General features: G+C 51.9%; 24 protein-coding genes. 8 read left to right on the forward strand and 16 right to left on the reverse strand.

All coding sequences use genetic code 11. From position 1 onward, the window contains the following. Position 1: 1 nt before the first annotated feature. From coaD to BL249_RS16280, 7 genes are all read right to left on the reverse strand, one after another. On the reverse strand, positions 2-478 hold the full coding sequence (gene coaD, locus BL249_RS16250) for a pantetheine-phosphate adenylyltransferase (protein WP_099706346.1): 477 nt from the start codon (positions 476-478) through the stop codon (positions 2-4). After that, positions 475-1,254 carry a glycosyltransferase family 2 protein gene (locus BL249_RS16255; RefSeq protein WP_099706347.1) on the reverse strand — a complete coding sequence of 260 codons (780 nt, stop codon included), beginning with the start codon at positions 1,252-1,254 and terminating at the stop codon, positions 475-477. The genes coaD and BL249_RS16255 overlap by 4 nt, the downstream gene beginning before the upstream one ends. Further along, positions 1,255-2,529: a lipid IV(A) 3-deoxy-D-manno-octulosonic acid transferase gene (gene waaA / locus BL249_RS16260; RefSeq protein ID WP_099706348.1), complete on the reverse strand. Its 1,275-nt coding sequence runs from the start codon at positions 2,527-2,529 to the stop codon at positions 1,255-1,257. A 98-nt stretch (positions 2,530-2,627) separates the two neighbouring features. Next, a complete protein-coding gene (locus BL249_RS16265) occupies positions 2,628-3,764 on the reverse strand; it encodes a glycosyltransferase family 4 protein (protein WP_099706349.1) in 1,137 nt (378 codons plus the stop codon). After that, entirely contained in the window at positions 3,757-4,827 is a 1,071-nt protein-coding gene (rfaQ, locus tag BL249_RS16270) for a putative lipopolysaccharide heptosyltransferase III (protein ID WP_099706350.1), read from the reverse strand. Before rfaQ ends, BL249_RS16265 begins: the two co-directional genes overlap by 8 nt. 42 nt (positions 4,828-4,869) lie before the next feature. Continuing rightward, positions 4,870-5,868 (reverse strand): glycosyltransferase, encoded by a 999-nt coding sequence (locus tag BL249_RS16275; protein WP_099706351.1) that lies wholly within the window; start codon positions 5,866-5,868, stop codon positions 4,870-4,872. Positions 5,869-6,230: 362 nt separating this feature from the next. Beyond that, positions 6,231-7,367: a glycosyltransferase gene (locus tag BL249_RS16280; RefSeq protein WP_099706378.1), complete on the reverse strand. Its 1,137-nt coding sequence runs from the start codon at positions 7,365-7,367 to the stop codon at positions 6,231-6,233. Positions 7,368-7,615: 248 nt separating this feature from the next. Between BL249_RS16280 and BL249_RS16285 the strand changes: the two genes are divergently transcribed. Then, positions 7,616-8,602 carry a deacetylase gene (locus BL249_RS16285; RefSeq protein ID WP_099706352.1) on the forward strand — a complete coding sequence of 329 codons (987 nt, stop codon included), beginning with the start codon at positions 7,616-7,618 and terminating at the stop codon, positions 8,600-8,602. On the opposite strand, the gene BL249_RS16290 is transcribed toward BL249_RS16285, so the two are convergent. Genes BL249_RS16290 through rfaD form a run of 6 tightly spaced genes read right to left on the reverse strand, consistent with a single transcriptional unit; the run spans position 8,571 to position 14,970 of the window. Continuing rightward, entirely contained in the window at positions 8,571-9,581 is a 1,011-nt protein-coding gene (locus tag BL249_RS16290) for a glycosyltransferase family 2 protein (RefSeq protein WP_099706353.1), read from the reverse strand. The genes BL249_RS16285 and BL249_RS16290 overlap by 32 nt on opposite strands. Then, positions 9,581-10,840 (reverse strand): O-antigen ligase family protein, encoded by a 1,260-nt coding sequence (locus BL249_RS16295; protein ID WP_099706354.1) that lies wholly within the window; start codon positions 10,838-10,840, stop codon positions 9,581-9,583. Before BL249_RS16295 ends, BL249_RS16290 begins: the two co-directional genes overlap by 1 nt. Before the next feature lies 1 nt (position 10,841). Next, positions 10,842-12,008, reverse strand: a complete 1,167-nt coding sequence (locus BL249_RS16300; RefSeq protein ID WP_099706355.1) for a glycosyltransferase family 4 protein — start codon at positions 12,006-12,008, stop codon at positions 10,842-10,844. Beyond that, positions 12,005-12,973 carry a lipopolysaccharide heptosyltransferase RfaC gene (gene rfaC, locus BL249_RS16305; protein WP_099706356.1) on the reverse strand — a complete coding sequence of 323 codons (969 nt, stop codon included), beginning with the start codon at positions 12,971-12,973 and terminating at the stop codon, positions 12,005-12,007. The genes BL249_RS16300 and rfaC overlap by 4 nt, the downstream gene beginning before the upstream one ends. After that, complete coding sequence (gene rfaF, locus BL249_RS16310) at positions 12,970-14,019, reverse strand: ADP-heptose--LPS heptosyltransferase RfaF (protein ID WP_099706357.1); 1,050 nt, start codon at positions 14,017-14,019, stop codon at positions 12,970-12,972. The genes rfaC and rfaF overlap by 4 nt, the downstream gene beginning before the upstream one ends. A gap of 12 nt (positions 14,020-14,031) precedes the next feature. After that, complete coding sequence (rfaD, locus tag BL249_RS16315; RefSeq protein WP_099706358.1) at positions 14,032-14,970, reverse strand: ADP-glyceromanno-heptose 6-epimerase; 939 nt, start codon at positions 14,968-14,970, stop codon at positions 14,032-14,034. Between the two features lie 229 nt (positions 14,971-15,199). On the opposite strand from rfaD, the gene kbl reads away from it, so the two are divergent. Both kbl and tdh read left to right on the forward strand, forming a co-directional pair. Beyond that, on the forward strand, positions 15,200-16,396 hold the full coding sequence (gene kbl / locus BL249_RS16320; RefSeq protein ID WP_099706359.1) for a glycine C-acetyltransferase: 1,197 nt from the start codon (positions 15,200-15,202) through the stop codon (positions 16,394-16,396). A gap of 9 nt (positions 16,397-16,405) precedes the next feature. Next, the gene (tdh, locus tag BL249_RS16325; RefSeq protein WP_099706360.1) at positions 16,406-17,431 is read left to right on the forward strand and encodes an L-threonine 3-dehydrogenase; all 1,026 of its coding nucleotides are present in this window, start codon (positions 16,406-16,408) and stop codon (positions 17,429-17,431) included. A gap of 39 nt (positions 17,432-17,470) precedes the next feature. Here tdh and BL249_RS16330 read toward each other — a convergent pair whose 3' ends face one another. Then, positions 17,471-18,400 (reverse strand): divergent polysaccharide deacetylase family protein, encoded by a 930-nt coding sequence (locus tag BL249_RS16330; RefSeq protein ID WP_099706361.1) that lies wholly within the window; start codon positions 18,398-18,400, stop codon positions 17,471-17,473. Positions 18,401-18,403: 3 nt separating this feature from the next. Continuing rightward, positions 18,404-19,699: a murein hydrolase activator EnvC gene (gene envC / locus BL249_RS16335; protein WP_099706362.1), complete on the reverse strand. Its 1,296-nt coding sequence runs from the start codon at positions 19,697-19,699 to the stop codon at positions 18,404-18,406. A gap of 303 nt (positions 19,700-20,002) precedes the next feature. Between envC and BL249_RS16340 the strand changes: the two genes are divergently transcribed. From BL249_RS16340 to cysE, 5 genes are read left to right on the forward strand one after another with little or no spacing between them, the layout of a single operon-like run. Next, complete coding sequence (locus BL249_RS16340; protein WP_099706363.1) at positions 20,003-20,434, forward strand: rhodanese-like domain-containing protein; 432 nt, start codon at positions 20,003-20,005, stop codon at positions 20,432-20,434. A gap of 15 nt (positions 20,435-20,449) precedes the next feature. Continuing rightward, a complete protein-coding gene (gene grxC, locus BL249_RS16345; protein ID WP_099706364.1) occupies positions 20,450-20,701 on the forward strand; it encodes a glutaredoxin 3 in 252 nt (83 codons plus the stop codon). Positions 20,702-20,758: 57 nt separating this feature from the next. Next, on the forward strand, positions 20,759-21,220 hold the full coding sequence (secB, locus tag BL249_RS16350) for a protein-export chaperone SecB (RefSeq protein ID WP_099706379.1): 462 nt from the start codon (positions 20,759-20,761) through the stop codon (positions 21,218-21,220). Continuing rightward, on the forward strand, positions 21,220-22,239 hold the full coding sequence (gpsA, locus tag BL249_RS16355) for an NAD(P)H-dependent glycerol-3-phosphate dehydrogenase (protein WP_099706365.1): 1,020 nt from the start codon (positions 21,220-21,222) through the stop codon (positions 22,237-22,239). The genes secB and gpsA overlap by 1 nt, the downstream gene beginning before the upstream one ends. A gap of 59 nt (positions 22,240-22,298) precedes the next feature. Then, the gene (gene cysE, locus BL249_RS16360) at positions 22,299-23,120 is read left to right on the forward strand and encodes a serine O-acetyltransferase (protein WP_099706366.1); all 822 of its coding nucleotides are present in this window, start codon (positions 22,299-22,301) and stop codon (positions 23,118-23,120) included. A 78-nt stretch (positions 23,121-23,198) separates the two neighbouring features. Here the strand turns inward: cysE and trmL are convergent, their stop codons facing one another. Further along, positions 23,199-23,672: a tRNA (uridine(34)/cytosine(34)/5-carboxymethylaminomethyluridine(34)-2'-O)-methyltransferase TrmL gene (gene trmL / locus BL249_RS16365; RefSeq protein WP_099706367.1), complete on the reverse strand. Its 474-nt coding sequence runs from the start codon at positions 23,670-23,672 to the stop codon at positions 23,199-23,201. Between the last annotated feature and the right edge of the window lie 13 nt (positions 23,673-23,685).

Here is a 23,685-nt window from a genome sequence, read left to right on the forward strand (position 1 = left end):
GCTACAGCTTTGCCATTAGCGCCTGCCAGACCACATCCGGCAGGAAAGGGCGCACATCGCCACCGTGACGGGCCACTTCTTTCACCAGCGATGACGAAATAAAAGAGAACTCGCCGGCGGGCATCATAAAGACGCTTTCCAGTCCGGGTAGCAGGTGGCGGTTCATCTGCGCTAATTGCATCTCATATTCGAAATCGGACACGGCACGCAGGCCACGGATCAGTATATTTGCGTGTTGTTGCCGGGCAAAGTTTGCCATTAAGTCACTGAAACCTATCGCCTTGACATTCGGCAGGTGTTGCACCGACTGACGTGCTAAATCGACGCGTTCCTCCAGGCTAAACAGTGGTTTTTTGCTGGGACTGGCGGCAATAGCCAGTATGATGCTGTCAAACATGCGTGATGCACGTGCCAGTATGTCGAGATGTCCGTTAGTCAGGGGATCAAACGTGCCGGGATAAATCGCTTTAGTGCTCATAAAGGACCTTTTTTCGCCGTCTGATTTAGCGCCCAGAGCGCAGTGTATTTATTGAAAGTATATTGCGCGTTAACCACAGCCAGCAACCAGCCTTGTTTGCCGTCGAGAAAGCCCGCCCGTAGTACGAACGTTTTAAAGAAAGCCGCCAGCGTATGGCTGAAGATGGCGCAGAAACTGCAATGCTTGCCCTGATGATAACGCTGTCTGGCCCAGGCTTCTGCATAGGCAAATTGTTTCCACTGAAAACGGGTAAAATCGCGGCAGGTCAGATGGAGTAAATCGCCTTGTAAGGGGCGAATACTGGCATTAAGGGTTTCCAGCGACTCATGTACCTGATTATCGTTGTACTGGTAATGCGACGGATAAAGCCGGATGACGCGATCCGGATACCAGCCGCTGTGGCGCATAAAGCGGCCGAGAAACAAATTACGTCGGGCAATGCTCCAGACTACGTCCCGTTGTAACGGCGAATTTAACACCTGTTCAATGGCAGAACGTAACTCAGGGGTCACACGTTCATCAGCATCTATCATTAAAATCATATCACCACCGGCGTGCTGTTGCGCCCGCTGCCGCTGTATGCCATATCCCTGCCACTCTCCGGCGCTGAACACTTTGGCACCGTGACGGCGCGCAATCTCTTTTGTGGCATCGCCACTGTTAGCCTCCAGCAGAATAATTTCATCCGCCCAGCTTATCGATTCAAGGCATTCTGGTAATAATTCGGCTTCATCTTTGGCAATCAATACCACGGAAAGACGCAGAGGTTCTGTCATTTAATGATTCCGGGGTGGCAGAGTAGGTTCCAGTAAATGTAGCAGACGCTGCAATGCACCCTGGTTCTGATGCAGTACTTCCACCGCATGGCGTCCATAATAAAGGCGGTAATCTTCATCACCGAGCAAATTGGCGATTTCATGGGCCAGACTGTCAGTGCCGGTGACGGTGATCAGGCCGTCGGCAGCCTGCAGGCGGGCACAAATATCTTTAAAATTAAAGGTGTGAGGGCCCATCAGAACCGGTATTGCATGGGCGGCAGGTTCCAGCGGATTATGACCGCCACGTTCCACCAGACTGCCGCCAACGAACGCCAGGTCGGCGATGCCGTACAGCAGCATCAGTTCACCCATAGTATCGCCGATAACGACTTCGGTGCTGCCGGAAGGAATTTCGCCGCTGCTGCGGGTGATATAGCTAAAGCCACTTTTTTGCGCCATATCGCAGGCTACGGAAAAACGCTCAGGATGGCGCGGAACCAGAATTAATAACAGCTGCGGGAAACATTCAAGCAGTTTACGGTGTGCATCCAGGATGATACGTTCTTCGCCTTCATGGGTGCTGGTGGCAATCCATACCTGGCGGCGTGGCGCCCACTGACGGCGCAGGGTGACGGCGCGTGCGGCCAGTTCCGGCGTCACGGAAATATCAAATTTCAGGCTGCCAGTCACCGCCAGTTGTGAACGTTTCAGGCCAAGGGCGATAAAACGGTTACCGTCCTCTTCATTCTGTGCGGCAATCAGGGTGATACGCGCTAATAACTGGCGCATAAATTTTCCGATTTTCTGATAACCACGGGCAGAGCGCTCTGATAAGCGGGCGTTGGCGATAATTAGCGGAATATTGCGTTGATGTAGCAGGGTAATCAGATTAGGCCACAGTTCTGTTTCCATAATGATCATCAGCCTCGGCTGGGCATTGTCCAGAAAGCGATTAATTGCCCCGGGCAGGTCGTACGGTAAATACACATGCTGAACGTCTTTGCCAAAAGCAGACTGGGCGCGCTCTGAGCCGGTGGGCGTCATGGTGGTCACGGTAATAGGCAGGGTTGGATAGCGGTGACGTAATGCACGTACCAACGGGATGGCTGCCAGGGTTTCCCCGACGGAAACCGAATGCAGCACGATGCCCTGAGGCAAAACTTTGCCGGCGCAGTAACCATAACGTTCGGCCCAACGTTTACGATAAGCGGGCGCTTTCCTGCCTCGTAACCAAAGACGAAGCCAGATAAGGGGCTGAATCAGATACAACAGCGCAGTATAAAATGTTCTCATGCAATCAAAAAGGATACGCGTGGCAATGCGCCATAAGGCGCTTAAAAAACGAAATAATACGATATGTTAGCAGATTAATACGCCAGTCCCATACTACTTCATCCGGCGGGGTGTAGCACCTGTTGATACAGGTCGTGTAACTGCCGGGCCAGCGCCTGTGGTGTGTAAGGCAGAATACGCTGGCGGGCGGCATCAGCCATGCGTCGGTCTTCGCTCAATCGCGGGATCTGTTGCATAGCCTGTGCGATGGCAGTCACATCCAGCGCATCGGTAACGTAACCTTCAAAACCTTGCCGGATAAACTCAGCGCCACCGCAGGTTGTACTGGTGATAACCGGTAAACCACAGGCCATGGCTTCCAGTATGACATTGGGAAAGGGATCGTAAAGTGTGGGCAAGACCAGCCCGTCAGCCGCATGATAGAACGGTATCACCTGCTGCTGTACGCCGACGAAATGAACCCGCGTTTCACAGCCGAGCTGACGCGCAAGGGTCTGATAACGCTTTTGTTGCTTATCCTGTCCGACAACAATTAAGTGTGCGCTATTGTGCGATAAAGCCTGTATGGCTGCACGCAGGCCTTTACGCTCAAAGCCAGAGCCGACATAGATAAACACTTTGGCCTCATCTGCAATGGCCAGCTTATAACGCATGGCCTGACGTTGTTGCGCGGTCGCCGGGACGAATTTGTTATGATCAATTGCGTTATAAATGACCGCAAATTTCTCTTCCGGGACCTGAAAGCAGCGCATGATATCCTGCTTGATCATGGTTGAGTTGCAGATGATTTTTTTCAGCGCCGGTGAGCGAAACATGGCCGCTTCGGCGCGGGTAACATAGCGATGATAGCGGCTGAAGACGCTCAGCAGTCGTTGCAGGGGCGACAGGATGCGGGCGCGCTGCTCCAGCCACACGCGATGAACACCGTCGCCGGCGCGGAAAATGTCGCAGCCGGCAATGCGTTCATGACTCTGCACTATGTCAAATTTCTCGCGCTCCCAGCAGGCGCGTGCTGCCCGGGCAAATCCACTTTCCCGTGAGATGCGCCCCCACTTTTGCGGGTTGCAGATATGCAGTTGCCATTCAGGATTGGGATCGCCCTGCCAGCTGCGGGTAATAATGTTTAATTCCAGCGTATCATCATCGAGGGCTTCCAGCGCACGGGCGATAAAACGTTCTGCACCGCCATCCGGGCGGTATTTCTGTCGGACGATGGCCAGGCGGGTTTTAGTCATTAAGAAAACTCCTTGCCGCATCGGCAACTTTTTCAACCGGAATCGAGGAAAGATAGCGGGTTTCTGTGTGGGTATTGATGCTATCAGGATCCGGTAACGCGCCATAATCACCGGCCCAGATTACCTGATTATGCGGACCCCAGGGCCGCCATTGTGTCAGTTTGGTCGGGCCAAACAACGCAATACAAGGAGTGTCGAGAGCGGCAGCCATATGCATCGGCGCTGAATCAACACCAATAAACAAACAGGCATGATCAATCAATGCTGCCAGTTCGGTCAGAGAGAGCTCGCCGGCCAGGGAAACTACCTGTTTATTGGTACTGAGCGTCATTATATTGGTAATCATTTGCAGCTCACCCTTGTCCGGTGCGCTGGTCAGCACCAGCTGATAGTCCGGGCTGGCCAGTTCGCTTAAGAGCGTAGCAAATTGCTCATCGCTCCAGCATTTAAATATCCAGCGTGAGGTGGGTTGAATAACAATCCATGGCTGGCTGATGCCTTTGTCGCGTAGCATTTGTTCAACATGTTGCCAGTCTTCATCGTGGTAATGCATGGAGGCGCGAGCCCCATCGCTGGCAATGCCAAGAGGTAAAAGTGCCTGCAGATTCTGTTCTGCGGTATGCAGTTGTTCAAAACGGGCGGTGGAAACCCGCGTCGGATGAGCAATACGCCATAAAAAGCTCTGGCGTTTATCGTAATCAAAACCAATGCGAACCGGCGCGGCGCTAAACAGCGTCAGTAAGGCGCTGCGCCACTGATCGGCAAGATTGATTATCAGATCGTATTTCTGCTGACGTAGTTGTCTCAGCAGCTGCCATTCGTGCCTGAGATGTCGCCAGACCCCTTCTTTTTTCCACTGGCGATCGATAATTAAAAGTTGGTTGATTGCCGGGTGTGCGGCTAGCATCGGCTGGGTTTCTTTATACAGCAGCACATCGATTTTTGCTTGAGGATAACGCTGATGCAGCGCATTGATGACTGGCGTGGTCAGTAGCATATCACCATGGTGGCGCAGTTTTATAACCAACACCCGTTGCGGGGTGAAGTGGGCGGGTATGCTCATCAGTGGTCACTCTTGAGGTAAAGTAAAACGGATAAAAATAAATTAGGTTTGCCGCCACCAAAGCAGCCGGCCTAACCAAAGTAATAGCTGATACCATTGTTTCAGACCGCGTGCATTTCGCAACATAATCAGATGTATTCCCTGAGTGAACAGTTCGGAAATCATCGTCTGTTGGGCGTCAGGCTCAGGTTCCCGGCGGATGGCATGACATAGCGTCAGTGCCTCGCGCGTCACCTGGCGGTAAAACGCAGGATAAAGTTTTATCCGTGCGCGATAGCGCTGGTTTATCTCATCCAGCATACGCACAATTTTAAAGTAGTGACGCTGATATTCAACGTTACGTTGGCCGGTTCGTTTTTGGTGGCTGACCGACTGATTATGCATAACGTAACGGTAAAGAATTCGATCGGTATAGCGAACCCGCTTTACGTTTAGCATCAGTTCAGTGGTCCAGGGGATGTCCTGGTGATGCAATCCAGGTTCAAAATCAAGTTGTAGTGTGCGAATCAGTGACAGCCGATAGATACCAGCCCAGACCACATGCAGATAGCGATTAGTGAGAAGGGCCTTATTCAGCCATACCGGACCGCTGAGCACCGGGGTTGTGCGTAAGCGTGTGGTTGGGATTAAAGGGTAGGATTTTTTTGCTGCCAGTGACCAGCGTTCAGCATTGCACTGAACCACATCAAGATTATCCCGTAATGCCATGTCTATCAGCGTCTGGTACATGCAGGGCTGCATGGTATCGTCCGCGTCAGGGAAGGTGACATACTGGCCACGGGCCACGGTCAGCCCGGCGTTACGTGCCCGGGAAACCCCGCCGTTTTGCTGATCAATTACCCTTATATGCGGGTATTTTTCGGCATAGGCGTGGGCTTTCTGACCGGATGGGTCGGTGGAGCCGTCGTTAACGATAATAATTTCCAGAGAGGTCAGCGTTTGAGCCAGTAACGCCTGCATACAGGCGTCGAAATAGTCGCCCGCATTATACAGAGGAATAATGATGCTTAATTGTGGTGAACAAAGTGACTGCGGTGCCATAAATCCGTTTATTGTGATTTTCGGGAGAGTAAACGTTTTCTGTAAACGGAAGCCCGGCGCTGCTCAGCCAGAGTGTTGCCGGTAACGGTCCTGGCTGATGAAATAAACGAGCCCGGCACCTGATGTCCGGTCGGATTGAAGACATGGAAGATGAAACAACGTCATAATAACATCCTGCCCGACAATCCCTGTCTTTTTGCAGCAAGCTTGCGTCAGATAACCAGTTCAAATCTGTCTGCGCCCAATTTTATCCGGCGCGTGATCCATCGACATTGAGGCAGTCTAACACGTCTGAGAAGGCAGATTGTGACGATGGCACGATCTGCACACAAAGAGGGCCTGTCAGCACCAGACAGCTGGTTTCAGCGCTTATCGGCCAGCTGTAAATACTGCTGACAGATAACCGGCAGGCTGTAGCTTTCCAGCCGGGTTGCCTGAGCCGGCGGCGGGTTGTGGTAAATTTCCTCTATTTTCTTACCTAACGATTTGGCATTCAGCTCGGCAAGACCGCGGGATAACTCTCCGGTGAGAATGCTGGCTGGGCCGCCAGGACAACGGGTACTGACCACCGGCGTATTACAACAGAGGGCCTCAATCAGTACATTGCCAAACCCTTCACTGTCTGAACTGACAATAAGCAGGCGCGCATGCTTAATCCACGGATACGGATTGGCCTGAAATCCGGCAAACTGTACCCGCTCGCTGATAGCCAGCGATTCCGCCAGCTGACGCAGGCGTTGTTGCGCACCGTCATCACCCTGTCCCAGCAGGACCAGCGGAGCCTGAATACCGCTTAATGCATATGCCTCCAGTAAGCGATCGTGGCGTTTAGCCGGGTGAAAACGTCCGACATGAAGCAGGTAGTCTGTGCCAGCCAGCGCACAGGGCGCCTCGGCCAGCTGGTGAATCTTGCGAAAATCGAACGGATTGGCAATGACCTTAGCGACTCGTGGCGTCACGCCAATGCGATTTACCAGATCGTCAACAACATATTGTGAAACGCCAATGACCTGGCGTCCCTGATAGACCCGCCGTATTTTCCAGCGTTTCAGCCAGCGGGAAAAGCCGGTTTTGCCGCCAAGGTATGACGCAGAAAATACGCCGTGCAGGCAATACCAGGTTTTAGCGCCAGCGATTGACCGGCAGCGGCTGACGATGCGATCGGTTTTATGCAGATTGGAGAGCACCAGATCACATTCACCCTGTTGTGTTTGATAGTGGCGGATAGCCTTGTCCAGCAATGCCGCTCGCCGGCGTAACTCCGTCAGTTTGCGCCAGGGGCGGCGGCAACGATCCGCTATCACCTGATATTCGACTCCGGCGGGAAGGGGGTATTCGCAGACATTGCGCAGCGAGAAAATGGCCACCCGATGCCCGGCATTAACCAGCCCCTCTGCCAGAGTCAGCACCACTTTTTCTGCGCCGCCACCAGGCAGACCATCAATGATTAATAAAATGCTTCTGGACAAGATAAGTACCTCAAATTGCCAGCCTGTCATCCGCAGACGTCTGGCTGAATGGTTAGCAACAAAACCGGCCGGCATACGATGGTTTGCTCTGGCTGATAACCGCCTGAGTCAGTTCAGGCTTGTTGGCAATGCGTTGATTCGGTCAGGGTATTGCTTCTAGTGTAAAATATTCTGTTGCGATGAGATATCCGTGGTCGGTGAAATCGCAGTGCAAACACTTTGCCTCAGGGTAACGGCGTGCGTAACATAGGTCTTCTTTTGGCTGGTGTGAGCTTTTTATGGAAAAACCTGCGTTTCTTATCACGCTTGATACTGAAGGCGATAACCTCTGGCGTAATCGTCACGGCGAGGTGACGACGCATAACACCCGCTTTTTACCCCGCTTCCAGGCGCTGTGTGAAAAGTACCAGTTTAAACCTACCTGGCTGACTAATTTTGAAATGGCCAGCGATCCGGCATACGTTGAGTTCGGACGCGACGTGCTGGCGCGCCAGCAGGGGGAAATTGGTATGCACCTGCACGCCTGGTTCAGTCCGCCTGATTATCCCCTGACTGACGATGACTGGCACCATCAGCCCTATTTAATTGAGTACCCTGAATCGGTGTTGCGGGAGAAAGTGGCCTATATGACGACGCTGCTGGAGCAGAAATTTGGGGTGAAAATGCGCAGTCATCGTGCCGGACGTTGGGCATTCAATTCTGTTTACGCACGTGTGCTGCTGGAACATGGTTACTGGGTGGACTGCTCGGTAACGCCCAGAGTTGACTGGCGTAGTGCCCGCGGTGCACCGCAGGGGCAAGGGGGAACAGACTATCGCCATTTTCCCGATAGGGCTTACTATATTGACCCCGATGATATAGCAAGGCCGGCGGCGTCGGGTTTGCTTGAGTTGCCAATGTCCATTCAGTATCGCTATGGCCCGCTGAAGACCCAGCTTAAACAGGCGTGGAACCGGGTACGAGGTAAAAAACGCGGGGCGTCAGTTAACTGGCTGCGCCCTACCGGCGGTAATCTGGCGCAGATGAAACGGGTGGTTGAACAAACGCTGGCACAGGGTAACGATTATGTCGAGTTTATGCTGCACTCTTCCGAATTTATGCCGGACGGCAGCCCGACCTTTAAAAATGACGCTGATATTGAACGCCTTTATACTGATTTAGAGCAGTTGTTCAGCTGGTTACAGCCGCGTACTCAGGGGATGACGTTAAGTGAGTATGCCAGTCGAAAACGCCTTAAGCAGACGACCGGGTCTGAGGCGGTTTAGATTTTTTAAACGCGAGCCGCAGTGCTGACAGAACGGTATCTACCTGCGGAAAGCGCATTTGCAGCACTTTTTTACTTGCGATGCCGCTTCCCTGACAGATACTGGCGGCTATTTTAATATCGCGTTTTACCGCGGCATCGTAGCGATAAAATCCATACACCGCTTTGGTCATGTTCTTAATTTCATTAAAACAATTGAGTAGCATTCCCGCAGCCAGCCGGCGTAGCTGCGGGTCGTTGCCGTGCGTGGCCACATAGCGAATCATTTTGTTCAGCGCAAAATGGATATCATCAATGTCGCTTTTTTTGATGTTGCGGGTAATGCCAAACGCATTGTCCCGGTAGTAGTAAAGAGTGTTATTCAGATGCGCGATTTTTTGTGTTTTCAGATACTGGAAGGGCGCAAAGATCACGTCTTCATAACGCCTGCCCGGTTCAAAATGCTCGCCAGCCAGCAAGGATTTACGATAAATACGGTTCCACAAATGCCACATTGAACGGGTAAACAGCGGTGTCAGACAGGCAAGACCTTCAGTGGCGAAGTCATAGGGTATGCGCTGCGCTTTTTCGCCCGGGATTGTTTCAGGCGGGCTATCGCTAAACCGCTGATAGTCAAAATCAATCAGATCATCCTGATCGGCGCAAAGCACCGGTTTTATGAGCGCATAATAATTTTCACTCAGGCGATCGTCGGCATCGAGAAAGGCGATAAATTTGCCGCTGGCCTGTTTCAGACCTGCGTTACGCGCCATAGCAATCCCCTGATTAGACTGATGAATCAGGCTAACCTGAATATCAGGGTATTTGCTGATAACCCCGGCAACTAACGCATTACTGGTATCGGATGAGCCATCGTCAACCAGCACGACCTGTACCTGATTATCGATTTGCTCAAACAGAGAAATCAGGCAATCGGTGATATAGCGCTCATCATTATAAAAGGGAATTATTACGCTGAGTAAATGTGCATGCTGTTGCATCAGGTGACATTCCTGCTGGCCTGCGGAGCTTTCATCAGCAGGATGCTGATAACGATTCCAATGCAGTATATCAGCGAGCCTTCTTTGCTGTAGAAAATCACGTCACTGAGACCATACGTAACCAGTGATAGCGTAATAGCAAGCAGTACCGGGTTACGCTGAGGCCGGAAACTGTTAAAAATCAAACTTAAGTAGAGCGCCAGTAAAGCCAGTACCCCGGGAATCCCTTTGAGAGAGAAGGTTTCCAGCAGTTCATTATGCATATGCACGGTGATATAGGGTAACACGCCATACAGTTCGGGGTCTTCTTTGACCATTTTTGTAATGATTTCGCCGCGTTTTTCTGCCGATTCGCCCATCAGTGCGTGGCAACCGCTATGCAGTGCAACGGTCTGCATGCTCAGACGGGAGATAATTGCGTTTTCACCGGTCAGTTCATGCCGTGTGGCAATATTTTTTTGAAAGTCATTCACCCGGTCTTCAATTTTGTTTTTTAAAATCATCCCACAGGAAACAATAAGCAGCGGGATTAATGTCAGTATTATTATCTTATGCTTGCGTGAAATAATATGTTTTGTGGCCAGAACGGTAATCAGCGCCAGCACCGGGAAGGTTAGCATGGCTGCGCGGGTACCGGTCATAACCAGGGTTGCCAGTGAAAGGATGAATATTACAAAAAAAAGCAGTACTTTGTGGCGGTGATTTAACAGCAGCGCAGCCTTAAGAAACAGCAGATTAATCACGGTAATAATATACGCAGCAATCGTTGCACGGTCGAAATTCAGTTCGACGCGCTCAGCATGGAGGACATGCCCCTGATAAAGGGCATAAGCATTGACGGCAAAGCCGGCAATCACCACCAGCAACGCGGTGAGGTTTTGCCAGGCGCGCGGTTCATTGAGCACGAAAAGCAGTAAGAATGCGGTGGCAATTTGTAGCCGGCCGGTTGCCTGATACTGGCGATATAAAATAATATAGTCATCTGGCTGTTTATTAATAACGATCCAGATAATAGTGATGATGCCGGTGAGCAGCATCGCACCTGGCAGCAATAGGTTTTTTTTATCTTTGAGGTAATACCTGAAATGCAGAATAAACGCCAGTAATGAGAGATAGGTAGCCAGATAAAAGCTTTGCTCCCCCATATGAAGGCCAAAGGGTGCTGTCAGCAGCGCAATGGCACAACAAAAATAAACACAGATACTGAAAAAAATCGGGGGCGTACCATCCCGGACTGCCATTATTTTTCGAATATTCATATTAATTGCCAGCAATGCTCATCAAAGCGCCATCAAAATCTGTTTTGAACAGTTTGTAATCGAAATGGGTCAAAGCCCGGTTTTTAGCGTTCTGACTGAAACGGTGATAGGTTTGCCGATCGCATAAGCGTTCCACGGCATCGGCACAGGCGAGATGAGAAAGCAGCCTGGGTGGTACCATAATATCACCGACTGGATCGTATACTTCATAGGGAAAATCGACGTGTATTCCGCTAAGTTTTTCATGTTCCGTGACTGAAACCGTCGGCATCAGACCAATGCCGCACTCATTATGTTTTATCACTTCTGGCTGACCGTCAATCACTGGAAATATAACGGGGATACCATAATATAGTGCTTCCATACAGGATAACCCAAATGGCTCGGTGACAGGAGTGCTCATATATACATCGGTGCGGTTAAAAAAGACAGACATGTCCTGCTGGAAGCCACTAAAAGTGACGTGCTTGTTGATATTTAAACGTCTGGCCAGCGCAATAAAAGCCTCCAGATCCGGCCCTTTGCCGGCCACTTCCAGCGTCACGTTGTGCCCTCGATCGAGCAATTCTTTCATCATCAGCAGCGAGACGCTAATGCCTTTCAGGCTGACCTGCCTTGAAGCGGTTCCTATCCTCAGGGGGCTGTCCGGCGCCGGCTGGTGATTATCGATATGTGTTGGGGTAATAATGCGGTTAATCACCACATGGTGCGGGCAGGCTAAGTTAAAACGGTGCTTCATCACCCGGTTAGAGGCATAAGAGGCTGATATCACGCCATCCAGACGCGACATAAAGCCCAGGGTTTTTGCGTTGAGCGGATAGCGCCATGAGCAACCATGATCATAATATACCAGCCTGGCGCGCTTCGGTTTACTGATAAGTCCGGGAACCAAATCCCAGACAATAGCAACCTCAGCCTGGCTGCGGTTAACCCGCCACTGGAGAAGGTATTTACGTAAAAATTGCGGCGCTTTCAGTGCAGTTTGATTAAATAACCGGTTGGCAAAGATGATTTTCTGCTGCGGAATTTGCTGACGAATGGCCGGGTCGACGTTATTGCTGATACAGATGACGTCGTCGCGACCGCCAGAAAAGTCATTGATATACTGAATAAATAAGCGTTCTACTCCGCCCATTTTGGCCAGATTAATAATATGCAGTTTTTTCATACAATAACCTGTATTAATTGCTCAGCAACCAGGTCGGCAGTAATACTGTTCATGCTGTTTCCCTGCGGAGCACGGATGACAAATTGATTTTTGCCATAGCCGCCGATAAGCCCGGGATCGGTCGGGCCATAGAGTGTAATATTCGGGCGGTCGAGGGCAGCGGTCAGATGACTCAACCCGGTATCGACTGAGACCACGGCACGGGCTCCGGCAAGGTTTTGCGCAACCTGTTCCAGCGTCATCTTCGGTAATACCTCAGCATATTCAAAACCTTCGGCCAGACGTAGTGCCCGTTGATATTCGTGGGGCGCGCCCCAGGGTAATTTTATTTTTAATCCGCTGTCAGCCAGTTGTGCAATCAGTGCCCGCCAGTGCGATTCCGGCCAGTGTTTGCTATCCCGGGTGGTAGCATGGAGGAATACCAGATAGCGGTTGGCGTCTGCAGGCAGGTTATGCAGGAAATGTCTGGCGATAGCATAGTCACCCATCGTAGCCGGTTTTTCATAACCCAGACTTTTCGCAAAAAGTTCGCGCATGCGTTCGACGGCATGCTGTTGCTTGTCGACTTGATGACGTTTGTCATACCACCAGCTGGCAAATGATTCCCGTGCGCTGCGGCTGTCCTGGCCATGCTTTTCACCCTTCGCCAGGCGGGTAACCAGCGCCGCGCTTTTGATAAGCCCCTGGGCATCAATGATGCGATCGTAATTATGTAGCTGCAGCGTGCGTTTGAACTGAACGCGCTCTTCACGCGTCTGACTGCCGAACCAGTTTTTCCGCCAGCGGCGGATAGCCACCGGAAGAACGCGTTCCACGGCGGGATGCCAGCCAGGGATCTGACTAAAATTTTCTTCTACTACCCAGTCAAAGCGGATCGCTTTGATGGCATGCATTGCATCTGTCAGTGCAGGTAACGTATGCAGAACGTCACCCATTGAGGAGGTTTTAACAATCAGAACCTTCATTCATGCTCCGCCATCGGGGCCAGTAATGTATCCAGTTCAGCCAACACCTGTTCCGGCTGAATATCAATCAGACTTTGATGATAACCTTCCCCGGCATCGCCTTTACGTACTTTATGATAACCGGTAATTAAACGGATGACCCGGGCGTTATCCGATAGTGGCGGGGTAAAATCAGGGCTGCTTGGTCCATACAACGCAACCAGTGGTTTATTCAGCGCAGCAGCAATATGCATCAGACCAGAGTCATTGCTAACTACCGCATCACAATATGCCAGCAGTATCACGGCCTGTTCCAGCTGGGTTTGGCCCGCCAGATTATGGCACCAGCTGCTTGCCTGTTCGCTTAGGGCGCTACGGATTTGCTCTCCTGCTGGTCGATCTTTTAATGAGCCAAACAAAATAACCTGCCAGCCACGCTGGATAAGCGTGGCGGCAAGCGTCGCGTAATGATAATGCGGCCAGCGTTTAGCCGGACCAAATTCCGCTCCCGGGCAGAAGCCAATTACCGGCCTTTCACCCCGAATCCCGAATTGCGCAGCGGTTGCGATTTTCTCATCACTTGCCACTGTGAGAGCCGGCCAGAGCAACGGCGGCAACTCGCTGGCATGACTGATGCTGCCGGCCGGCCAGGCTAAAGAGGCATAGCGTTGTACCATTAGCGGAAAGGCGGTTTTATCCAGCAGTCGCAGATCGTTTAGTAATCCATAGCGCATTTCACCGCGCCAGCCGGTACGTTGTGGAATGCCGGCAAAAAACGGTATCAGCGCCGATTTAAATGAGTTGGGCAACACAAAGGCACGTTGGTAGCCGCTGGCACGCAGTGCTTTACCCAGACGACGGCGTTCGCCCAGCGCGAGTGCGCCATGGCCTAACGGCATGGCGATAGGCTGATTCACTTCCGGCATGCGTGACAGTAAGGGTCGGCACCAGGCCGGAGCCATCACGTCAATGATCATCTCCGGGTGCTTTGTTTTCAGCGTGCGATAGAGCGTTTGTGACATCATCATGTCACCGACCCACGAGGGTCCGATTATCAGCGCTTTCATTACTGAACCCCGTTATGCGCTGCGGTTCAGCCAGGCCATATACTCTGTTACTCCTTCAGCGACGGTTTTAAATGGCTTGTCATAACCTGCAGCACGCAGATGAGTCAGGTCAGCCTGGGTGTATGCCTGGTAACGCCCTTTCAGCTTTTCCGGAAACGGGATGTATTCAATATCGCCTTTGTTTTTGTTATGGAAGGCGAGGGTGGCATCAGCCACGGACTGGAAGGATTCTGCCCGCCCGGTGCCGCAGTTAAAGATGCCTGAAATGTTGTTTTTCCAGCACCATAGATTGACGCTAACCACATCATCAACGTGAATAAAATCGCGGTTAAAATTTTCGCTTCCTTCAAACAGTTTGGGATTTTCTCCCCGCACGATCTGTTCGTTAAGATGGAATGCGACGCTGGCCATGCTGCCCTTATGGCTTTCCCGTGGGCCATAAACGTTGAAGTAGCGAAATCCACAAACCGGTGACTGGGCTTCAGGCAGAATATCGCGGACGTAGTGATCAAAGAGCATTTTTGAATAGCCGTAAACATTCAGCGGCTGCTCATACTGACGATCCTCAATAAAGTTGTTATCGCGGCCTCCATAAGTGGCTGCGGAAGAGGCATAGAGGAACGGGATTTGGCGCTCAAGGCAGTAATGGAGTAACTCTTTTGAGTATTGATAGTTGTTATCCATCATATATTTGCCGTCCCATTCGGTGGTTGCCGAACAGGCGCCTTCGTGGAAAACCGCTTCGACAGGGCCTATGTCGTCGCCGGCCATGATGCTGGCGATAAACTCTTCTTTGTCGATGTAATCGGCTATGTTGAGATCCGCCAGATTGATAAATTTTGTGCCGTCTTTCAGATTATCTACAACCAGAATATCGCTGCGTCCGCAATCGTTCAGCGTCTTAACAATATTGCTGCCGATAAAACCAGCTCCGCCAGTGACAATAATCATCTGTTTTACCTTCAATTACTGGTGTGAAACGGGAAGTTTCACACACGAATGGCTACTATCATAACACTTCATCTTTCTGCACACAGCCAGATGACTCTGCAACGATAAGGTGTCAGATTGGATTACGCGTGCGCTCTGCTAAAATCGCGCCAGTTGTGACGTGGTTTCTCGTCGGGCAGCCGCTTATCCAGTAATATATCCTGACGCACAGGGTTAATGGAGGATAAAAATGTCAGGAAAATTCTATCAGCAGCTTTCGCAACAGCTAGACAAGACGCGTGAAGAAGGTTTATTTAAAGACGAACGTATCATTACGTCTGCTCAACAATCGCTGATTTGTTTACAAGGTGGTGAGAAAGTCATCAATTTTTGTGCCAATAATTATCTTGGGCTGGCTAACCATCCGGCACTGATTGAGGCGGCAAAACAAGGACTGGATAGTCATGGTTTTGGCATGGCGTCGGTGCGCTTTATTTGCGGGACCCAGGACATTCATAAAACCCTTGAGCAACAGCTTGCTGGTTTTCTCGGCATGGAAGATGCCATTCTTTATTCGTCCTGTTTTGATGCCAATGGCGGCTTGTTTGAAACGCTGCTTGGCCCGGAAGACGCTATTATTTCTGATGCGCTTAATCATGCTTCCATTATTGACGGCGTGCGCTTATGTAAAGCAATGCGTTATCGCTACGCCAACAATAATCTCAGTGAGTTAAACGCGCGGCTGGAAGAGGCAAAAGCGGCAGGGGCACGTCATATTTTGATCGCAACCGATGGGGTGTTTTCAATGGACGGCGTTATTGCCGATTTACGGGGGATCTGCGATCTGGCTGAGCGTTATGATGCGCTGGTGATGGTGGACGATTCCCATGCCGTTGGCGTAGTGGGTGCAAACGGACGCGGGACCCACGAATACTGTGACGTAATGGCGCGGGTTGACATTATAACCGGGACGCTCGGCAAAGCCCTGGGCGGTGCCTCGGGTGGCTATACCGCCGCGCGCAAAGAGGTTGTGGAATGGTTACGTCAACGCTCGCGTCCGTATCTGTTTTCCAATTCGCTGGCGCCTGCCATTGTGGCGGCGTCGCTGCAAGTGCTCGATATGCTGCGTCACGGTGACGATCTGCGTCAGCGTCTGTGGCAAAACGCCCGCTATTTCCGCGAGGCGATGGCGGCGGCCGGTTTTACCCTGGCGGGCGCTGATCATGCGATTATTCCGGTGATGTTAGGCGACGCCAGCGTGGCCCAGACGTTCGCCCAGCAATTACAACAGGAAGGTATATACGTTACCGGCTTTTTCTATCCGGTGGTGCCAAAGGGACAGGCGCGCATTCGTACTCAGATATCGGCAGCGCATACTCAGGTTCAGCTTGAACGCGCCGTGGAAGCTTTTACCCGCATCGGCAAATCGCTGGGCGTGATTAAATAAGGTATGACGATGAAAGGCCTGGCAAAGCTTAAGGCAGAAGAAGGCATCTGGATGATCAACGATGCCCCTGTTCCTCAGCCTGGACACAATGATCTGTTAATTAAGATTCGGCAAACCGCGATTTGCGGCACCGATGTACATATTTACAACTGGGATGACTGGTCGGCGAAGACGATTCCGGTTCCTATGATAATAGGACACGAATATGTCGGCGAAGTGGTGGGTATCGGTCAGGAAGTCAAAGGATTCAGCATTGGCGATCGGGTTTCCGGAGAAGGGCATATTACCTGCGGGCACTGCCGCAACTGCCGCGCCGGGCGTACTCACCTTTGCCGCAACACTCAGGGCGTCGGGGTGAATCGTCAGGGATGTTTTGCCGAATATCTGGTTATTCCGGCCTTTAATGCTTTTAAAATTCCCGACAATATTTCCGATGAGCTGGCGTCAATCTTTGATCCGTTCGGTAACGCGGTGCATACCGCATTATCTTTTGATCTGGTGGGCGAGGATGTCCTGATTTCAGGAGCCGGGCCGATTGGTATTATGGCGGCGGCAGTGTGTAAACATGTTGGCGCGCGCCATGTTGTGATTACTGATATCAACGAATACCGTCTTGATCTGGCGCGTAAAATGGGTGTGACCCGCGCGGTGAATGTAGCGCAGCAAAACCTGAATGAGGTGATGCTGGAACTGGGTATGACGGAAGGATTTGATGTCGGGCTGGAGATGTCCGGCGCCCCGCCGGCGTTTCGTCATTTATTGAGCGTGATGAATCATGGCGGGCGAGTGGCATTGCTGGGTATCCCACCGTCGGAGATGGCCATCGACTGGAATCAGGTGATTTTTAAGGGATTGTTTATCAAAGGAATTTACGGTCGGGAAATGTTTGAAACCTGGTATAAAATGGCCGCGCTAATCCAGTCCGGGCTGGATTTGACCCCTCTTATTACTCATCGCTTTGCTATTGATGACTTTCAACAAGGTTTTGATGTTATGCGCTCCGGTCAGTCCGGCAAAGTTGTGCTGCGCTGGTAATCTGTGCGGGGCCGGCTCAGCGTGCGCCGGCCCCGCACGTTACTTCAGGCTGCTGAAATCCGGATGCAGGCCAGAAAAACAGGCTTTCACGTTTTGCACCAGCGCACTGGCAGCAACGCTTTCGCTCACCACCGCCAGCGCCCGGCTGGGAGGAACCGCAGGAAGCGGCTGACGCAACCGGCAGATTTGACCGCCGGTGAATCGGTCGTGAGGTGCCGCTCCGCTATGCGGGGGCGGTTTCAGACGCTGGGCGTCATTCAGCAGCTGGCTGGGGCGGACTAATGTGATATCGCCGGGCAGCGTGGTTAACATTTGCTGTAATACGCGCACGGTATTAGGGTGAGGATGACCGATGGCGATGGCCCAGCCATCACGCTGTGCCAGTCGGACTGCCCGGGTGAACTGCTGACGTATGGCTGCTTCATCCGGACTGTCATCAAGGAAAACCCGCCGTTTAATCACCCTGACACGGGTACCGGTTGCCGCCTGGCTTGCCTGACTGTTACCGATGGTCATACTGTCGAGAAAATAGTAATTGTAGTGATCCAGCACCTGCATGACCTTTTGCATCCCGCTGAGGCTGGAGGTCATGGCACTGCCCATATGATTATTCAGCCCGATGGCATAGGGTACTTTTAACGACGCATTATGAATAATGCGGCGAATTTCATCCAGGCTCATGTCCGGTCGTAGCGTGTCTTTTTCCAGCGGCTGCTTACTGAGCGGCGCCATTGGCAAGTGAATCAACACTTCACGTCCCTGCTGGTGGGCCCGTGTCGCCATCTGAGTCGCCAGCGGCGCATCAGGTAATACGGCAACCGAAATGGCAACAGGCAATTTAAGAATCTGATTTTCTTCCTTCGGACGATAACCGAAATCATCAATCACCAGCGCCAGCTTACCCGCGCAGGCACTGCCGCTTATCAGCAGAGAAGCCAGAGTACTAACGAGTATCCGTGGTAGTAACAAACCTTAATTTCCTAACCATGGTAGTGGGTTGACCGCCTGCCCCTGGCGGCGGATTTCAAAATAGAGCGACGGCGTGCCGCGCCCTCCGCTGGAACCAACCAGCGCGATGGGCTGACCCGCTTTAACCTCGTCGCCAACTTTCACCAGCGAACTCTGGTTATAACCATACAGACTCATATCGCCTTTACCGTGATCGATAACCACCACCAGACCGTAACCCTGCAGCCAGTCTGCCATTAGCACCCGCCCATCGGCAATGGCATGCACTTCTTTGCCTTCGGGGGCATCAATCACTAACCCTTTCCAGCGTAGCTCGCCTTGCAACAGTTCGCCGAAGCGGTGAATGATCGTGCCACGTACCGGCCACAGGGCCTGGCCACCGGGACGACCCAGACCGCCGGTGCGCGACATCAGATCGCGCTCGCTGGCTGTCGGCTTATATGAAGATCCTTTGCGTCGCGCCTGTTCCTGACGCTGACGTACCTGTTCGGCTTCACGGGCTTCCCGTTCGGCGCGGGCTCGGGCTTCCCGTTCGGCACGGGCAATTTTATCGCGCAACCGGCTTTCGTTTTCACGCATCTCAACCAGCTGAGCCTGATCTTTTTCCAGCGAGGCTTCCAGCCTGGTGAGCGTTTGCTTGCGGGCTATACGGGTGTCTTCAAGCTTTTTCTGCTGGATCTGACGCTGAGCGAGTAAGGTTTTTTGCTGTTGTTGTTTACTGGTTAGCGCCGTTTTTTGTTCTGCCAGCTGGCTACGGGTTTGCTGAAGTGCGGTAATGGCTTTCTGACGGGCTTCGTTCAGGTAACCAAAATAGGCAAGAACCCGCTCGCTGCGTTGGCTTTCTTCACCACTTAATATCAGCTGTAACGCGCTGTGTTGACCCTGACGAAACGCGGCATCCAGCTGTCGTGCAAGGATGGATTCCTGCTGTTTTTGCTGTTTTTCGAGTCTGGCAATAGAGGCATTGAGGCTGGAAATGTCTTTGCCCAACTGGCTGAGTGTAATTTGCGAATCGTGTAGCTGGCGACTGGCCTGTGCAATGACCTTTTCCTGACTTTGCAGCTGTGCCATCAGCTGGCTACGCTGCTGTTTTTGTTGCTGAACCCGTTTTTCTTTATCGGCGATATTTTGCTGAATGGATTTAAGCTGAGCTTTGTTATCATCAGCCGCGCTGGCGGAAAAAGACCAAGGCAGAACGCCGGCACAAATTGCACTGGCGCAAAAAGCGGACAACAGGGCACGTAACATTGACATATAACGTGGCGTCCTTGTTTTTCGGGGCGTCGCTTTGTTCCTCATGGCGACTGATTATTTCACGTTGAACAAACTGTTACCAGCGATCCCGCTGCGGATTTCCATTTGCCTGAATAATCTCAGCACGATATCCTGGCGGCGCTCTGTTGCTCAGTGGCGGCGGCAGGGCAGGCTCTGAGGCACTGCATTCAGGATAATCGACCGGATTCTGTGGTGTGACTAAATTTCAGGAATTGTGCGGCAGAAAATGTAACACTGCATGCCGGATAGCTGTACATGCAGCGACTGGAAGGTATACTCAGAACCTTTGATTTAGCTTATTAACCCTTTCGGGAGTTTTTACCCCTCATGCAAGAAATAATGCAATTCGCAGGCAATCACACCGTACTTAGTCTGGCATGGGTTGTTTTGCTGGTAATGGTGATTGTAACTACAGTTAAGGGTATGTTCTCTAAAATAAAAGTGATTAGCCGTGGTGAAGCCACCCGTCTGATTAACAAAGAGGACGCGATTGTCGTTGATACCCGGGGCCGTGATGATTTCCGCCAGGGGCATATCTCTGGCGCGTTAAATATTCAGGCGAGTGAGATTAAAAAAGGTCAGTTCGGCGAGCTGGAAAAACACAAAGCCGCGCCGGTCATTGTTGTCTGTGCCACCGGGCAAAGCGCCCAGGAAGCAGCGGCGAAACTTTATGCAGCGGGATTTACCCAGGTTTCTGTCCTGAAAGACGGTATTTCAGGCTGGAGCGGTGAAAATCTGCCGCTGGTTCGCGGTAAATAACTCCGGAATATTTTCATGGCGAATGTTGAAATTTATACCAAAGCAACCTGTCCTTTTTGTCACCGGGCAAAAGCCTTGCTCAGCCAGAAAGGTGTCACTTATCATGAAATCGCTATTGATGGTGATGCCGATAAACGTGAAGAGATGATTGCCCGCAGTGGCCGGACGACCGTGCCGCAGATTTTTATTAATGCACAGCATATCGGTGGTTGTGATGATCTTTACGCGCTGGATGGCCGTGCAGGTCTGGACCCACTGTTGAAATAAAATATGACGCGCCTCAGCGCGCTGATGGATAACTTGATTAACAGGACTATTAATATTATGTCAGAGCAAAGCAACACCGAGATGACTTTTCAGATCCAACGTATCTATACCAAAGACGTCTCTTTTGAAGCCCCGAATGCGCCGCAGGTATTCCAGAAAGAGTGGGAACCGGAAGTGAAGCTGGATCTGGATACAGCCTCCAGTCAGCTGGCTGATGACGTTTATGAAGTTGTTTTACGCGTGACGGTTACCGCCAGCGTCGGCGAAGAAACTGCCTTTCTGTGCGAAGTACAGCAAGCCGGTATTTTTAGTATTGCGGGCATTGAGGGTAATCAGCTGGCGCATTGTCTCGGCGCTTACTGTCCAAATATTCTCTTCCCCTACGCGCGTGAATGCATCACGAGCCTGGTGTCACGCGGTACCTTCCCGCAGTTGAACCTTGCGCCGGTTAACTTCGACGCGCTGTTTATGAACTACCTGCAGCAGCAGGCTGGTGAAGAACCGCAGCAGGATGCATGATGCAAAGGGTAACGGATTCAATCAGCGTTATCGGAGCAGGTTCTTACGGTACGGCGCTGGCCATTACGCTGGCGCGTAATGGCCAGCCGGTAACCTTGTGGGGACACAATCCTGTTCATCTGGCCCAGCTTAAGGCCGATCGCTGTAATCAGGCGTTTTTACCTGATGTTCCGTTTCCCGATGCGTTAACCGTCAACGACTCGCTGCAAAATAGCGTTGCAGCGAGTCGTGACCTGCTGGTAGTGGTACCGAGTCATGTATTCGGTGAAGTGTTAAAACAAATCAAATCTTATCTGCAAGCGGATTCACGTATTGTCTGGGCCACCAAAGGACTTGAAACAGAGACCGGACGTTTATTACAGGATGTCGCTCGTGAGATCCTTGGCGACGATATTCCGCTGGCGGTGATATCCGGCCCGACTTTTGCCAGAGAGATGGCTGCTGGCTTGCCGACGGCGATAGCGCTGGCGGCGACTGACCCTGCATTTGCCGGACAGCTACAGCAGCGTATGCATTGCGGTAAAAGTTTTCGCGTTTACAGTAATCCGGATTTTATCGGCGTTCAGCTGGGCGGTGCGGTAAAAAACGTTATCGCTATCGGCGCCGGGATGTCTGACGGTATCGGTTTTGGTGCCAATGCCCGTACCGCGTTGATAACCCGGGGTCTGGCAGAAATGACAAGGCTGGGTAACGCACTGGGTGCCGATCCGACGACTTTTATGGGAATGGCTGGATTAGGCGATCTGGTGCTTACCTGTACCGATAATCAGTCACGTAACCGGCGTTTTGGCATGATGCTCGGCCAGGGAAGTGATGTTGAAAATGCCCAGCGTAGTATCGGCCAGGTCGTTGAAGGGTTCAGAAATACCAAAGAAGTCAGGGCGCTGGCCGGTCGGTTAGGGGTGGAAATGCCCATTACCGAGCAAATATACCAGGTATTGTATTGCGAAAAGAGCGCACAAGAGGCAGCATTAACCCTGCTGGGGCGTACAAGAAAAGACGAAAATAGTCAGCGCTGAAGAAGCATGCAGCGACAGCTAGCGCCAACCGGCGCTATTTTTTCATGGGAGTGTCAGTAATGCCGTGTGTTGAACTTGATCTGGTCTGGAGCCATATTAAAGCGGAGGCGCGTGCGCTTGCCGACGGTGAACCCATGCTGGCAAGCTTCTACCACGCGACGCTGTTAAAACACGAAAATCTCGGCAGCGCGCTGAGTTATATGCTGGCCAACAAGCTGGCTAATCCCATTATGCCTGCCATTACTTTTCGCGAAATAATTGAAGAAGCCTATAAACAGGACCCTTCGATGATTGATTCCGCCGCCTGTGATATTCAGGCAATTTGCCTGCGAGACCCGGCGGTAGATAAATATTCGACGCCGCTGCTGTATCTCAAGGGATTTCACGCGCTACAGGCATATCGGATTGGCCACTGGTTATGGAATGAAGGACGGCGGGCGCTGGCGCTATACCTGCAAAACGAGATATCGGTTTCATTTGCCGTGGATATTCATCCGGCGGCAAAAATAGGCCATGGCATTATGCTCGACCATGCGACCGGTATCGTTATCGGGGAAACGGCAGTGGTTGAAAATGACGTTTCTATCCTTCAGTCGGTCACTCTGGGGGGCACCGGCAAGACCAGCGGAGATCGCCATCCGAAGATCCGCGAAGGGGTGCTCATCGGCGCCGGAGCTAAAGTACTTGGCAATATTGAAGTAGGCCGCGGGGCTAAAATCGGCGCTGGGTCGGTGGTATTGCATCCAGTACCACCGCATACCACGGCGGCCGGCGTGCCTGCCCGGGTAGTGGGCAAACCGGCTTCGGATAAACCTGCCATGGATATGGATCAGCATTTTAATGGCACGGTACCCGGCTTTGAATTTGGCGACGGTATCTGAGGTCTGCGCGCATTTTCCGTGAATAATGTGCCTCACCGGTGGGTTTGCCGCAGACTGGCTGCGTCTGATCATTCCCGTTTATTCCCGCAATAAGGCTCCGGCGTAATGCAGCTGTCTCCATGCCTCATACACCACCACAGAAACCGCATTGGAGAGATTCATGCTGCGACTTGCGGCAACCATCGGAATGCGAATTTTCTGCTGTGCTGGCAGCGCATCCAGAATGGTGGCTGGCAGCCCGCGGCTTTCCGGGCCAAATAACAGGTAATCACCCGCCTGGTAGCTGACGGCACTGTGCGCCGGCGTGCCCTTTGTCGTGAGGGCAAACAAACGCTGAGGCTGTTCACCGGCAATAAATGCCGGGTAGCTGGTATGGCGCTGAACCGCCGTGAATTCGTGATAATCAAGTCCGGCACGGCGTAGCCGTTTGTCATCCCAGGCAAATCCCATTGGTTCAATAAGATGTAATCTGAAGCCCGTGTTAGCGCAGAGGCGGATAATATTACCGGTATTCGGTGGGATTTCAGGTTCAAACAGGACGATATTCAGCATGCAGCGGTTGGCC

Origin of the sequence: Erwinia sp. OLFS4 (assembly GCF_002752165.1) — a bacterium.
Taxonomy (GTDB): Bacteria; Pseudomonadota; Gammaproteobacteria; order Enterobacterales; family Enterobacteriaceae; genus Izhakiella.